The following is a 14,414-nucleotide window of genomic DNA, read 5'->3' as shown; positions in this document are numbered from 1 at the left end:
TCACCAGTAATATCGGTCGTTCCGGCGGCTGTTCCCCATCCAAATCACGCACATCGTGGATATATAGCTAACGAGTAAAATAACGAATACCATCCCGCTAAACTCCACAAAATGAGTGCGTTGCAAGGAATCCGCCCATATGGAGGATACTTGTGTGTACAACTGGGACGGTGCAGAAACAATATCCCATGTGTTTCCTCGAAAGAAACGGCCAATATAAATCCCCAGGCTACTTAGCAGGAGTACCGCCAGCATAAACAACCAGCTGACAATCCCGCCCCGTGCACGCTGTACCAACTGTCGTACGGATTCGAGCGATACAAACCCCATTGTAAGACCAAGGACAGCTACCAGCAGCATCCCTAATGTATGATTCCAAAAGTACGGATTGCCCCAAAAATGATGCTCACCTAGAAATGGATACCTAGCAAATACATGCAGCAAATCTGTGATCAAATCTGCCCCTATGACCCAGAGCAAAAATGTCCTCGTTCCCCGTCTCCAAGAGCAATGAATGACATCAAGCAGAAGCGTCAGCAGCATAGGAATCCAGGCCAGCATCATATTCCACCAAATAAAAAAATAAGGGCGGTCCCCTGAGGGCAGTCTCACGTTAATGATCCACAAAGTACTGATTACGGAGCATACGGCCAGTGCCAAAAAAATGTAAAGTTTAACTGGGTAATTTAGCGATCTTAAACGGGCATACATCTGTTTCTTTTCCTCCTTGTAACTGTTCAGCCTTCCTGACGTTCCAATTTACACCTGTTCTGGTCAGTGTACACCACAATGGCCTCAAGCTCAATGGAAGCGCTCCACTCTGCATAACATGACGATTAAAAAAGCATCTGTTCTCCCGGAATTGACCTCGTATCCCCGGAAAACAGATGCTTACTATATTTCAGACTTCACTTACAGGTAGGCGACATACGAATGCAGACTGTCTGATCAAACAGAACCATCTATTAGACTAAATCTTAGGCAGCATTTCCCGGGTAATGTCGCAATCCAGCTTCCCCCTGCTGAAACACTTCTCACCGATTTCCCTACAAGCCTTCTACCAATCGTATGTTTTTTGAATATTTCAGCCAGTTGAAAAGGATTTTCATTGTCCATCATCTGCTTCAACGTGGATAAGGTTCTACTGTTCTCTAACCTTGTACCCAATTGACCAATGATTGTACCGTCAATGTACCTGGCGCAGCTGCCTCAAATGTGGTGGAGCCGTTACGCAAGGCCAGAAACTCCACGGTTTTGGGAACACCAGGGGCCAGGTCCAGATGGTTGTCACTGAAAATTCCTTCCTGCTCTGCGCTCAGCCACACATGTCTGGCAAGTACATCCGAACAAAGCGTAAACCTGCTGCCCTCACTTCCCTGTATCTCTGTCACTTCAATTTTCGCCTGTGGTAAATCCATCTCTTTTGTGGCTGCAAAATAAATTTCGCTGGCGGCCACCTGTTCATCGTTCTGTATCAGACGTGCGACCAGCATGTGCTCGGTACGGTCCAGACCATTCAGCCATTTATCGGCAGGCAGTACATGTACGATCCCCGCGCCGCCAGCTTGCTGTTCTACCTTAACGTTCTCTTCACGGATAGCCTGACTGCTACGGATATGCAAAAGCGTCAGATGCAGCGTACCTGCTATCGGCTCTAGCGTATCGTTAACCAGATGCAGCTCCTTACTTCCCTGTTCTGTATCCACTGCACTCAACAGCACATCAGCAAAACTACGTTTTGCAGTATATTGAAACGCCTTCCAACGACCAAAATAGTCCATGCTCGACCAGGAGGCAACGGGCCAGCAGTCATTCATTTGCCAGTATAATGTCCCCATGCAATAGGGCTTGTGGCGACGATGGGCCTCAATAGCCATTTTCATTGCCTCTGCCTGTAAAACCTGGCTCATGAGCAGAAAACATGGAAAATCCTTGGGTTGCCGCATGTACCGTTCCATGTATTCTTGAATCAGGCGATTGCCCGAACCGTTCTTCTGATGTGCCAGCATCACCGCAGACTCCAGTTCCAAATCCTTCTCTTCCGCATAAGCGCGAACAGACTTGTATTCAGGAAAGGACTGAAAGCCATACTCACTCATAAAACGGCCCACATGTACGTGATAATTTTCAAACGGCTCAGACGCATGCCATACTCCCCAATAATGGATGTCTCCGGCTGTGGAAGATGGATGAGCATGCTGGTTGCGATCTCCGGTCAGATCAGTTAGCGGTGAGGAGGGCCAATATGCCGTCTGCGGAGCCCAGGCATTTACCGCCTCCGGTAAAATCCGGTGGAAGAGGGTTTCATAATCTTCCCATAGGCGCTCCCGCTGCTCAGGCGTGTAGGCCTTTTTCCAGCCCCAGCCCGCATTCTCTTCATAATGCGCCCATGCGGAATCAATCTCATTATTACCGCACCATAACGCAATGCAAGGATGACGGCGCAATCGCTTGATGTTATCTTCGGCTTCCTGGGCTACATTGTCCAAAAAAGCCTGGTCCCCCGGATACATGCTGCATGCGAACATAAAATCTTGCCACACGAGCAAGCCGTATTCATCACAAAGGTCATAAAATACGTCTTCTTCATAAATACCACCACCCCACACCCGCAACATATTCATATGTGAGACGGCCGCACTGGCAATTTCATGCCGATATCGCTCCAACGTAACTTCGGCAGCAAAGCTGTCATTTGGAATATGGTTCGCTCCCTTTGCAAATACAGGGATTCCATTCAGCTCAAAATAGAAGCTCTCCCCTGCCGTATCCCGCTCACGTATTAGGCGAATCGATCGCAGCCCCGTTTTCACTGATTTTTCCGCAATTACAGTTCCCTGTGCTTGCTCCTTCAATTTAGCTGCAAACCTATACTGATGCGGGTCCCCCAGTCCACGGCACCACCACAGCTTCGGCTCCTTCATCACTAGCCCCAGCTCCACTGTTTGCTTTCCCTTCCGCAGACGAACGGGTTTGGACCACACCCTGCCGTCAGCAGAAATACACAACTCGGCATCTCTAACCTCAGCTGCATTTTCAATCTCTACCACTGCCGTGAGTTCAGCCCTCTCGGTACTCACTTTATCCTGTCGAATAAATAAATCTCTCACGTTCAGACCAGACCAAGCTTCAATCCGAACTTCTCTCCATATACCGCTCGTCACCAGCCGTGGTCCCCAATCCCAACCATAGTGATAGGGAGCCTTACGAGCGAAAACGCTTACCTTTTTATCAGACAAACCACCTATTTCGGACTGATCATTCGGTGCGGGAAGTCCATAGCCCAACCTTTCCAGCTTGGGTACATCTTCAATAATCGGAGAACGAAAACGGATTTCAAGTCGATTTTTTCCTTGCTGAACAAATGCCTTTACATCCTGTCTCCAAATCCGAAACATATTATCGGCCGACAAGACAGCCTGATCATTCACTTTCACATCTGCGTATGTGTCTAAACCTTCCAGCACCAATTCAACACACTGACATTGGAACTGATTGGCATCTATCTCAAAATAGGCTGCGTATATCCAATCCTGCTTGTCAATCCACTGTACCTCCATCTCGTTCATACCGATAAAAGGATCAGGAATTTTGCCATGTCGCAAAAGATCAGTATGCACACAGCCCGGGACTTTCGCACTGAGCCACTCATCACTTTGTGCTGCCCTAAACCTCCAGCCATCCAATCCTATCACATTAATCATCGTCGCAAGCCTCCCTATAAGGATGATTGGGAACATCTGGATCATTCATTAACATAACAAAAATAACATCAAGCTAACAAATTAGTCAATTGTTTTTTTGGCAATCGGTGAAATGCAAAATAAAAGTCGCCCTCTACCCCTAAACAGGTTAAAAGCGACTATCTTCGTCTTCACTGCGGATCGAATTTATCCACGTATCCAGACATCAACTATATTTAATTGTGCTAAAGGAACGATCACGATCATCATTTTCCCGGCTGATCCGTGGCGCGTGAACTTCCCGTACGAGTAGATCCGCGTGCAGCAGCTTTTTTTCCACAGGCGAGCTTGGATTCATGATGCGCCATAATAACTGGTCCACCGCTCGCATCCCCAGCAGTTCCTTATCCACTCTCACCGTGGCATAAATTGGAATTTGATCATTCGTATCGTCAAACCCGGTCACCCCGCACCGCTTCGGAACGTCAATCCCTTTTCCTTTTAGTACTTCCACGACTTGCGAAGCAGTCACATCGTTAGCACAAACAAAAACCTCTGGCAGCTCATCCTCAGGCAACTTGTCCATTTCCTCAGCAAGCGCCTGCGCTCCCCCATAAATAAGAGCTTTGTTTTGCCGTAATTCTACTCCGCTCATTTCCAGTGCGGACCGAAAAGCTTCCCAACGTTCATAGAAACTGTGAGCGTCGTCTACATGACCCACAAATTGAAAGTGGGCATACCCCTTGCATAGCAAATCCTTCATTAATTCATTCATGCATGTGCGATTATCCGTAAACACCGCATCACTTAAAAATGCAGAGTCCCAATGATCCACCATGACGACCGGAATCCCCATTCGATAAATGTTCAGTAATAATGTAGTTGAAATTGTTCCTACAGTGATAATCCCTTTAATGGCCTCCGGATTCAGCAAAGAAAACATATCGTCTGTTGAAGGCTCTGTTAACGTAATCATATCCAATCCTTTACGGTTCAGACGCTCGGAGATTCCTTCAAATACAGGTCCCCAGTACCTGGACTCCCGGTTCTGGTGCCGGATATTCGGAAATAACACCAACACAGTGCCTGACCATTCTCTGGCATCCGTGTCCCGAGGCTCTACCCCAGTCATTTTGGGATGACTGCGAAAATAACCCATCTGGGCGGCCAGCTTAACCAGCAATGCCCTCGTCTCTTCACTTACACCGGGTTTGCCTGACAATGCACGCGAAACAGCGAACTTTGAAACACCCGCCGCATCCGCAATTTCCTGCAATGTTACTTTTCCACGCATCTCCTCACCCAACCCTATTCGAAATCTTTTTCTACCTTAGTCTTCTAAATATTCAGGTATGCCTATAAACTGGTACCATCGTAGCATACTTTGTTTTAGATCATCAAACGATGGATTTGCACAAATCCACACCTTTTATTTAAATATGTTTGCTTAATAGAAAACAAAACACATAACAAACCAGCATAAATGACTTGACGTAAGGTTATTTATTTCCTACAATTTACTATTGAAAGCACTTACATTGTGTAAATCATACTTATTAAGGGGGATTTGCAGATGTTCACGAACAGGTCGGTACGACAAAGCTCCATTCTGCTCCTGGCTTTGTTGCTGCTCGTTACAACGGGCTGCGCGAATGGAACAGGTGGTACGGCAGAAAAGGAAGACCCCAACGACACCAGTCCCATTACATTTACGTTCTTTGGCGGTGACGCAAGCTCCAACTGGAACAACATGAAGGACGCTGTCGGGCAGGAAATTACCAAGAAAACAGGTGTTACTCTAAATGCCGAGCATGCTGTCAATGGTCGAGGCGAGGAAAAGTTTGCTTTAATGGCTGCTAGCGGAGAGTACCCTGATCTCGTGTACCCCAAAGGAGACATCGGAAAACTGGTCGATGCCGGCGCACTCATTGACTTAACCGACCTGATTGATAAATACGGTCCTAATATTAAGAAAGTGTATGGAGATTATTTTAACCGTATTAAATATAGTAATGAAGATCCCGCCATTTATACCATCCCGACCAATTTGGGCGTAGATCACATCGCGTTTGATGCACAAGCCGGCTTCGAAATCCAGCATCAGGCCCTTAAGAAGCTCGGTTACCCCAAAATTCGCACCGTTCAAGATTTTGAAAAAGCACTTAAAGAGTATGTAGTCAAATATCCTACTACCAATGGCCAGCCTACCATTCCCTTATCACTCGACGCCGAGGACTGGAAAATGCAAATTACTGTGACAAACCCGGCAGTTACGGCTACAGGCGGACCAGACGATGGCGAATATTATATTGATCCTAAAACACACAAAGCCATTCTTCACTACAAACGTCCGGAAGAACGGGAGTATTTCCGTTGGTTAAACCATATGTACAATGAAGGGCTCTTGGATAAGGACACTTTTGTACAAAAAAGTGATCAGTACAAATCCAAAATCGCCGCAGGACGTGTTATCGGATTGATTGATCAGGAATGGAACTACCAGGATGCCGAAAATGCGCTCAAGGCAGCAGGCAAGGATGAATACACTTACGCTCACTTTCCGGTCACTTTAAATGAGCAATACGAAGATCATTCTCTCCAGCCCATTGGTTTTGATACTGCGTCCGGGATTGGCATTACAACTTCATGCAAAAATCCAGTGCGAGCTATCAAGTTTCTGGACTTTCTGGCCTCGGACGAAGGACAAATTTTACGTAATTGGGGAATTGAAGGCCAACATTACAATGTAGAGAACGGCAAACGAGTCATTCCTGCAGCTGTGCAAGAACGTAAAAACAAGGATAATGCTTCTTTTAGCAGAGAATCCGGTATCGGTTTGTATTGGATATGGGGACCACATTACGGCGATAGCGTAAAGGACCCAACTGGCAACTACTATACAACCAATTATCCAGAGATGATTACCGAAAATTATAGCAAAGCGGAAAAAGAGTCTCTTCAGGCATATAATGCCCGGACATGGAAAGACCTGTTCCCAAATGAAAAGGATTTTCCAGTAAAAGAGTGGGGAGCTGCCTACAACATGCCTGTTCCGACCACTACGAACTACAATGTGATTTATCAGAAGTCACAGGACATTGTGCGCAAACGGATTCCTGAGGCCGTACTCGCCAAACCAGATCAATTCGATGCTGTGTATGATCGCATGCTCCAAGAGCTGGATCAGGCGGGCGTGCCAAAGGCTGAAGAAATCTTCACTGGCTTGATCCAAAATCGGTTGAAGCTATGGTACGGGGAGAAGTAGAAATCGATTGCTACTAAAAATAGATAAGGGCTGACAGCCAGAACCTGTTTAGCCCCTTTTCCATTAAATATTCTGCTTTGTCGCCTTTTCTTTCCAGCTATTATTTTTCCTGGATACCCGGTGGACATAAAACAATAAAAAGATTGGAATCAATGCAATCCCGCCACACAGCACCCAAGATATCTGAATAGGTGTTTGATCCGAAGCTAGATTGGTAAAATTACGGCTTACGATGCCTGTCACGATTAAACCAATGCACATGCCTAGTTGGGAAATGGCAGAATCCATAGATAGCAAAGTTGAACGATACTCATTAGATATTCTTTTGTTCAGAAATATTTGTTTGGCAACCGGGTACATCCCTCGCCCAATTTCATAAATTAAAAAGGTAAGCAGTACAGGATAAAAGGTGTTGAAAGCACCCGCTAAGATGAGCCATATCCCAATCATTCCGCAAGCATACATAAGTATATGTACATCACTATAACGTGCGTTTAGCTTTCGAACCAGATAACTTCCTAAAGTCATACATAGTGAATAGCCTGCCTTAATCAGCCCCATAATCCAAATCCCTTGTTCAGAAAGACCGACCAGACGTGGCTGTTGAAAGGTATTCCCCGCCGAATTCGAAAAGCTGATAAATAAACCAATGATAAACACAATCCAGATCGACTTATTTTCAAAACCGATACGGACACTTTCTCCGATAATCGTTTTAATACGAGTAGCAGATGTTTTTCGATGGGTAATATTCTTCTCTTTCATATAAAAGCAGCATAGAAAAATACACAGGATAATAGATACAATGCTGGCCACCCAGGGAAGTGAATAGTTAAAAGTTGCGAGGAAGGCCCCCAACAGACCGCAAATAAATCCCGAAATATACTGTATACTATTAGAGGTTGTAAAAAGAACTTCCATCGGCTTATCGCTGTTTTCCACAACCCAGGATTCCAATGAACCTGATTGTAAGCATATTGCCAGCCCCCCAAAGACTTGCGCGAACATAAGCAGCCATATGTGGTCTGTCCAAACGAACAAAACACTGTAGACTAGAAAACAACAAAGCCCCAGAACAACAGAAATTTTTCTTCCATACTTGTCTGCAATAGCTCCTGTCGGTATTTCAAACAAAAAAATACTTACAAAAAATACAACTAGCAAGAAATTCGCACTTTGCAGAGAAAGTCCTTTAGCTAATAGAAATAAGATGAGCGTAGTCCCTGTAATTTCACTCATAAAAAATTGAAGAAAGCTGACAGAGTAAAATAGCTTATGCGCACTCACTTTCAGGATTCCTTCGCTTGCTCTACAGCCTCATATTCACTTCGCAACATCCCCATCTGAATGATGTCATAGTACTGTCCTTCCCTGAATAGCTTTTCCCGTAGCCGCCCTTCCTCCTTAAAGCCACATGCCAGATAACAACGATGTGCACGTTCATTGAACGCATACACCTCCAGTTCCAGCCGATGCAGGTTCAGCGCATGAAACGCAAACTTTTGTATCAGCCGGATCGCTTCCCGCCCATAGCCCTTGCCGAGGTCACTGTCGCGTCCGATCACAATCCCAAACGTGGCGTGGCGATTCATCCAGTTGATTTTGAATAAATCAAGTTGTCCAATATAGTCCAATGTGTCTTTATGTGCAATAACAAAACCTTTGGTTTCAGAGTTGCCGTCAATCATCATCTGTACAAACGATTCACTATTAGCCTGTGAATGCGGATAGATAAATACGTCGCTTAAACCATGTGTGATTGCCGGGTCATTAACCCATCTTCGGATATCAGGTATATCCTCCTGGCGGTACTCTCTTAATACAATTCGTGCTCCAATGATATGTGGCATCGTCAGCTTCCTCCCTAATATGTATTTTCAAATAGTACACTAGCTTTCCGGTCAACTTTACGCTTCCACTACTCTGACAAACTCCAAAAATCGTGTCCCTTTATAATGAACCTCCCCGCGATCCCCGATCACAATCATTCCGAAGTCCGTACTCTTTACCTTCAGCTCCTTACGTTCACCTCCTTCAAACTCAAAGGTGATATAGTAGTCGGTCGAAGCTGAAAAATCGCCCGATCCCCCACGCACTCTCGTTCGCTTATCCACAACCTTGCATGAACGTTGTACCTGTTCGGCTGCATGATTGGAAAGGCCTGCTCCGATCGTTTTCACAATCCCCGTAATGATTACAATAGCAATAAGTCCAAACACGATAAAAAAGATCATATTAAACGATTGAAATTCCATAAAAAAACTACTTCCCATCCACTCCATCCTTTCTACAGTAAAATGTAAATTTTCCAATCTATTGCCCATTGACAAATCGTACATCCTAAGCCTCAAAAACTCCAATACTTTTTTAACATACTTACGAAAAAAAAGTTCTTTCGCTCTTTTCCGCACCCTGCTTGGACTTACACCGGATCTGGGTCCTCTGAGCCTCTCTAGACCGATTGACAAAACTATATATAGATATAAAATAGAAAATGTACTCTAAATATAGTGTAAAAAACGTATTTATGCCCGATATCTTGAAGATACAGGTATGAAAATACATGTAAATATAGAGTCAAAAATCTTAAATGGCGCAGCCAGCAAGGGATTACAGGTATGACGGGTCTCTTGGCAATGCCGTTTTCTTTTTTTCGTTAATTGTTAAGGAGGTTGCACACCATGCTGATTGCTTATGATTCCAAGACTGGCAATGTAAAAAGATTTATAAACAAGCTCAAGCTTCCGGCGGTTCAGATTGAGGAGCAAATGACTATAGAAGAACCTTACGTACTCATTACATATACTACCGGGTTTGGGCAGATACCTGAGAAGGTATCTTCCTTTTTGAAAAAAAATGCACAAAACCTTGTTGGTGTAGCTGCAAGCGGCAACCGTAACTGGGGTGAGAAATTTGCCAAAAGTGCGGATTTGATTGCCGACCATTATAATGTCCCGGTGATTAGCAAATTTGAATTATCTGGAACGTTCGGAGATGTAGAGCGTTTTAAGCAGGAGGTGAGCCGAGTTGCGGCATATTGAATTGAACAACATGTTGATGAAACGCGATACTGACGGCTTTTTCCAATTGGAAAAGGACCAAGAGGCTGTAGCAGAATTTATGAAGGAAGTTCAAGAACGGAGCTTGAAGTTTGCTGACACAGCTGCTCAAGTGCTGTATATGATTGAAAATGATTATTACGAGAATTTCTATAACAGCTATACGGCTGATGAAATTAATGATATTTTCCATATCACTCATAGCTATAATTTTAAATTTCCTTCCTATATGGCAGCATCCAAGTTCTATACTGACTATGCAATGAAGAGTAATGACCGTAAAGTCTATCTGGAGCACTATCCTGACCGGGTGGCTGCTGTCGCCCTGCATCTGGGACGCGGCAATGCAGATACGGCACGCCTGTTGGCCCGTTCGATGATGGAGCAACGTCTCCAGCCAGCAACACCAACCTTCCTGAACGCAGGCAAAAGCCGCCGGGGAGAATTGGTATCCTGCTTCCTGCTTGAAATGGACGACTCTCTGAACTCGATCAACTATGTACTGAACACTTGCATGCAATTATCCAAAATCGGCGGCGGTGTAGCGGTTAACCTGTCGAAGCTGCGGTCGCGCGGCGAAGCGATTAAAGGTGTAGAAGGGGCAGCCAAAGGCATTATGCCTGTGCTCAAGCTGATGGAAGACGGATTCTCCTATGCGGACCAAATGGGGCAACGCAAAGGCTCTGGCGCAGCCTATTACAATATTTTTGGATGGGACGTGCTGGAGTTCCTGGATAGTAAAAAAATCAATGCTGACGAAAGAGTACGCCTCAAGACACTGTCGATCGGATTGCTGGTGCCGAACCGCTTTTACAAGCTGGCTCAGGATAACGAACCGCTGCATGTATTTGCTCCTTATAGTGTGTTCAAAGCTTATGGAACACATTTGGACGACATGGACTTGGATGTAATGTACGACACGCTGCTCGCCGACGATCGAGTGAAGAAAAAAGTAGCGATGAGCGCACGTGATATGCTGACGAAAATTGCCATGATTCAGTTGGAATCTGGTTATCCATATATTATGAATAAGAGTAACGCCAATCAGGCACATGCTCTTAAAAACGTGGGCCAAATCAAAATGTCAAACCTGTGCACGGAAATCTTCCAGCTGCAGGAAACTTCTGAGATTGCCGATTATGGACAACAGGATATTATTCGCCGGGATGTAAGCTGTAACCTGGCTTCCCTGAACATTGTAAATGTGATGGAGCACGGCAAAATCCGCGAGTCCGTTCACGAGGGTATGATTGCTCTCACTTCGGTCAGCGATATGACCCAAGTGGCTAATGCACCAGGTGTTGCGAAAGCGAACCGTGAAATGCATTCCGTGGGTCTGGGTGTCATGAATCTGCACGGCTACCTTGCCAAGAACAAAATTGCATATGAAAGCAATGAAGCGAAGGATTTTGTCCGTACCTTCTTTATGACAATGAACTATCATTCTATCGAAAAGAGTATGGAAATCGCAAAAGCAGCCGGACAAAGCTTTTATGGATTTGAGGAATCGGATTATGCGACAGGTGCATATTTTGACCGATATCTGAACACCGATTATCGTCCAACAACGGCACGTGTACAAGAGCTGTTCAAGGATATTTATATTCCGACTCCAGCGGACTGGGACAAACTTAAAGCAGACGTCATGAAGAACGGTCTGTACCACGCCTACCGTATGGCGATTGCTCCCACTGCCAGCATTTCGTACATTCAAAATGCAACATCCAGCGTTATGCCAATTGTCGAGCAGATTGAAACTCGCACCTATGCGAACTCGACAACTTATTACCCAATGCCGTATTTGCAAAAGGATAATGTATTCTTCTACAAATCCGCTTATCAAATGGACCAATTCAAAGTACTTGATCTGATTGCTGAAATCCAGCCTCACGTGGACCAAGGAATTTCGACTGTACTTCATGTGAACAGTGACGTGACTACGCGTCAGTTAGCCCGTTGCTATCTGTATGCTGCACATAAAGGACTCAAATCGTTATACTATACACGTACCAAAAAACTGTCTGTGGAAGAGTGCCTCACTTGCTCCATCTAATGCATACATGGTAACAAGCTATACAATAAATTAGATTTTGAATAGATATGGATGTTTGGCATTAGAAGCTGTATCCAGCGTGTGGTTCATACCTTTATAGGATTGGACAAGGCCCTCGCGGATACAGCTTCCGTATGTCAAGCATACGATGACTCTCTGTTAACCTCCTATATGGTTTCCAGGGAATCTCGCAAGCTGAAGGGAGAATGCTAACAATGACAGGTATACAAGCCGTAAACTGGAACCGTTCGGACGATGATTTCACATTAATGTTCTGGAACCAGAATATTATGCAATTTTGGACGGATGATGAAATTCCGCTGTCTGACGATAAAATGTCCTGGGTAACCCTCAGTGATATCGAAAAAGAAGCCTACATGAAGGTGCTCGGCGGGTTGACCCTGTTGGATACCATTCAAGGCGGTGTGGGTATGCCGCAAATTATGGAGCATGTAGACGGACTGCAACGTAAAGCCGTATTAAGCTTTATGGCGATGATGGAGCAAATTCATGCCAAGTCGTACAGCAGCATCTTTACAACCCTAGCCTCCACAGAAGAAATTGACGGTGTATTCCGCTGGGTGGAAGAAAATCCGTATCTCCAGACCAAAGCAGAAACCATCCGTCAGTATTATATGAACATTCATACACCGAAAGACCTGTATCTCGCGATGGCTGCGTCGGTGCTATTAGAAAGCTACTTATTTTATAGCGGCTTCTTCTACCCTCTCTATCTGGCAGGTCAGGGCAAGTTGACATGCAGTGGGGAAATTATCGATCTGATCCTACGGGATGAAAGTATTCACGGCGTCTACGTAGGTGTACTGGCACAGGAAATTTATGCAGAACTGGACGAGGAAGAACAACGTGATCTCTATCAGACGCTGGTAGGCTTGCTGCGCTACTTGCACAATAACGAAGAACAGTATACCGAGCAAATTTATACCCCTATTGGACTTGTAGACGATGTTAAAGTCTTCTTGCGCTACAACGCCAACAAGGCCATGATGAACCTGGGCTTTGATCCACTTTTTGAAGAAGAAGAAGTCAATCCCATCGTATTCAACGGTATCAGCACCCACACCAAGCAGCACGATTTCTTTTCTAAAAAAGGAAACGGTTATGTACGGGCGATGAATGTAGAGCCACTGACAGATGATGATTTTAACTTTGGCGTATAAGTAAGGGGAATATACAAAAAACGGCCAGATCGCTAAAGCAGCGAATCCGGCCGTTTTCTATTTGTTAAGATCGAACCTCTGTGAAAATTTGAAAGGTGACACCAAACTTGTCTGTTACATTCCCATAAGCCGGACTAAAATGGGTTTCTTGCAAAGGCATTCCCACCTGTCCTCCTTGCTGTAGAGCATCAAACATTTTTTGGGATTGCTCCACACTGTCAGTTGTAATACAGATGCTCACCTGGTTCCCGCTGCTAAACGGCGATCCTGGAAAGGTGTCCGAAAACATAAGCTCTGTCTCACCAACCTTAAGGGTAGCATGTCCAACACGTTCCTTGACCTCAGCGGGAATGGGAAAATCGGGGTTTTCCGGCATTTCTCCAAAGGTTTGAACAAAAAGCAGTTGGGCATCCAACGCCTTTTCATAAAATTCGATGGCTTCCTTGGCATTTCCATCCATAGTGATGTAAGGAATCAAACGTTTGGACATCTTTCACACAGCCCCTTCTTTTGATGAGTTTAGTCAGCTATTTCTCTTGTATTATATACAAAAAAATTTAAATAAAAAACAGAATATCTTTTTAGCCTTCATCCACCCGAACACCGTGCCATACTATAATTTCATCTGTCTCTGCTTTTGTCTTTCAAGCTTCGCTTTCTCAACGATCTGCCGTATGAATGGTCCTTTGGCCTCGGTATACGCTGCACGGTCATATTGGAATTGGTGCGCCAAATCTCTTTTTAAAGTCTCATACGCTCGCAGGCTTTCAGGATGGGTTTTCAAGTAATCTCTGAACAACAGATGGTTATCCCAATGCTCACCTTGGTAATTGTAAATATGCAAATGATGAGTCCCAGCCCCCCATTCTCCACGGCGAAAGAAAGCTCGCTCTAGAAAATCAGGCTTATGTACATATTCATATTGAATACCGAGTAAACGCTCTCGCTGCTCGGATTGAATAAACGTCAAATCTTCTACTCCAACCATAATATCGATAATAGCCTTGGCTCCCAGACCAGGAACAGATGTACTCCCGATATGCTCTACGCCGAGACATACGCCTCCGAGAGCCTCAATTATTTTTGCTCGTTCTTGGGTATACTCTGCTACCCACTGCGGATTATATTCGGATATCACTACCTGTGCCGACATGAACGAACCTCCAAACGTTT

Annotated in this window: 12 protein-coding genes; 4 read left to right on the top strand and 8 right to left on the bottom strand. The window is 44.9% G+C overall.

Annotated elements, in window-relative coordinates; genetic code table 11:
- The 3 genes from FKV70_RS11330 to FKV70_RS11320 all read right to left on the bottom strand — a co-directional run bounded on the left by FKV70_RS11330 (window position 1) and on the right by FKV70_RS11320 (window position 4,977).
- Window positions 1-711 carry a DUF1361 domain-containing protein gene (locus FKV70_RS11330; protein ID WP_142612896.1) on the bottom strand — a complete coding sequence of 237 codons (711 nt, stop codon included), beginning with the start codon at window positions 709-711 and terminating at the stop codon, window positions 1-3.
- 440 nt (window positions 712-1,151) lie between these two features.
- Window positions 1,152-3,704: a beta-mannosidase gene (locus FKV70_RS11325; RefSeq protein ID WP_142612895.1), complete on the bottom strand. Its 2,553-nt coding sequence runs from the start codon at window positions 3,702-3,704 to the stop codon at window positions 1,152-1,154.
- 205 nt (window positions 3,705-3,909) lie between these two features.
- Window positions 3,910-4,977, bottom strand: coding sequence for a LacI family DNA-binding transcriptional regulator (locus FKV70_RS11320; protein ID WP_142612894.1), 1,068 nt, complete (start codon window positions 4,975-4,977; stop codon window positions 3,910-3,912).
- A gap of 279 nt (window positions 4,978-5,256) precedes the next feature.
- On the opposite strand from FKV70_RS11320, the gene FKV70_RS11315 reads away from it, so the two are divergent.
- Window positions 5,257-6,948: an ABC transporter substrate-binding protein gene (locus tag FKV70_RS11315; RefSeq protein WP_142612893.1), complete on the top strand. Its 1,692-nt coding sequence runs from the start codon at window positions 5,257-5,259 to the stop codon at window positions 6,946-6,948.
- A gap of 63 nt (window positions 6,949-7,011) precedes the next feature.
- Here FKV70_RS11315 and FKV70_RS11310 read toward each other — a convergent pair whose 3' ends face one another.
- Genes FKV70_RS11310 through FKV70_RS11300 form a run of 3 tightly spaced genes read right to left on the bottom strand, consistent with a single transcriptional unit; the run spans window position 7,012 to window position 9,221 of the window.
- Window positions 7,012-8,235, bottom strand: a complete 1,224-nt coding sequence (locus tag FKV70_RS11310) for an MFS transporter (RefSeq protein ID WP_142612892.1) — start codon at window positions 8,233-8,235, stop codon at window positions 7,012-7,014.
- A 2-nt stretch (window positions 8,236-8,237) separates the two neighbouring features.
- The gene (locus FKV70_RS11305; RefSeq protein WP_142612891.1) at window positions 8,238-8,798 is read right to left on the bottom strand and encodes a GNAT family N-acetyltransferase; all 561 of its coding nucleotides are present in this window, start codon (window positions 8,796-8,798) and stop codon (window positions 8,238-8,240) included.
- Between the two features lie 57 nt (window positions 8,799-8,855).
- Window positions 8,856-9,221: a DUF2500 domain-containing protein gene (locus FKV70_RS11300; RefSeq protein ID WP_142612890.1), complete on the bottom strand. Its 366-nt coding sequence runs from the start codon at window positions 9,219-9,221 to the stop codon at window positions 8,856-8,858.
- Window positions 9,222-9,629: 408 nt separating this feature from the next.
- Here FKV70_RS11300 and nrdI point away from each other — a divergent pair, with 408 nt between their 5' ends.
- The 3 genes from nrdI to nrdF all read left to right on the top strand — a co-directional run bounded on the left by nrdI (window position 9,630) and on the right by nrdF (window position 13,241).
- Window positions 9,630-9,989 carry a class Ib ribonucleoside-diphosphate reductase assembly flavoprotein NrdI gene (nrdI, locus tag FKV70_RS11295; protein WP_064796119.1) on the top strand — a complete coding sequence of 120 codons (360 nt, stop codon included), beginning with the start codon at window positions 9,630-9,632 and terminating at the stop codon, window positions 9,987-9,989.
- The gene (gene nrdE, locus FKV70_RS11290) at window positions 9,976-12,060 is read left to right on the top strand and encodes a class 1b ribonucleoside-diphosphate reductase subunit alpha (RefSeq protein WP_064796120.1); all 2,085 of its coding nucleotides are present in this window, start codon (window positions 9,976-9,978) and stop codon (window positions 12,058-12,060) included. The genes nrdI and nrdE overlap by 14 nt, the downstream gene beginning before the upstream one ends.
- Window positions 12,061-12,275: 215 nt before the next feature.
- Window positions 12,276-13,241: a class 1b ribonucleoside-diphosphate reductase subunit beta gene (gene nrdF, locus FKV70_RS11285; protein ID WP_142612889.1), complete on the top strand. Its 966-nt coding sequence runs from the start codon at window positions 12,276-12,278 to the stop codon at window positions 13,239-13,241.
- A gap of 64 nt (window positions 13,242-13,305) precedes the next feature.
- Here nrdF and FKV70_RS11280 read toward each other — a convergent pair whose 3' ends face one another.
- Both FKV70_RS11280 and FKV70_RS11275 read right to left on the bottom strand, forming a co-directional pair.
- Window positions 13,306-13,731, bottom strand: coding sequence for a VOC family protein (locus tag FKV70_RS11280; protein ID WP_064796121.1), 426 nt, complete (start codon window positions 13,729-13,731; stop codon window positions 13,306-13,308).
- A 123-nt stretch (window positions 13,732-13,854) separates the two neighbouring features.
- Entirely contained in the window at window positions 13,855-14,394 is a 540-nt protein-coding gene (locus FKV70_RS11275; RefSeq protein WP_142612888.1) for a GrpB family protein, read from the bottom strand.
- Window positions 14,395-14,414: the final 20 nt, after the last annotated feature.

The organism is Paenibacillus ottowii (assembly GCF_006874425.1).
Taxonomy (GTDB): Bacteria; Bacillota; Bacilli; order Paenibacillales; family Paenibacillaceae; genus Paenibacillus; species Paenibacillus ottowii.
This window is presented reverse-complemented; position numbering and strand designations above follow the sequence as displayed.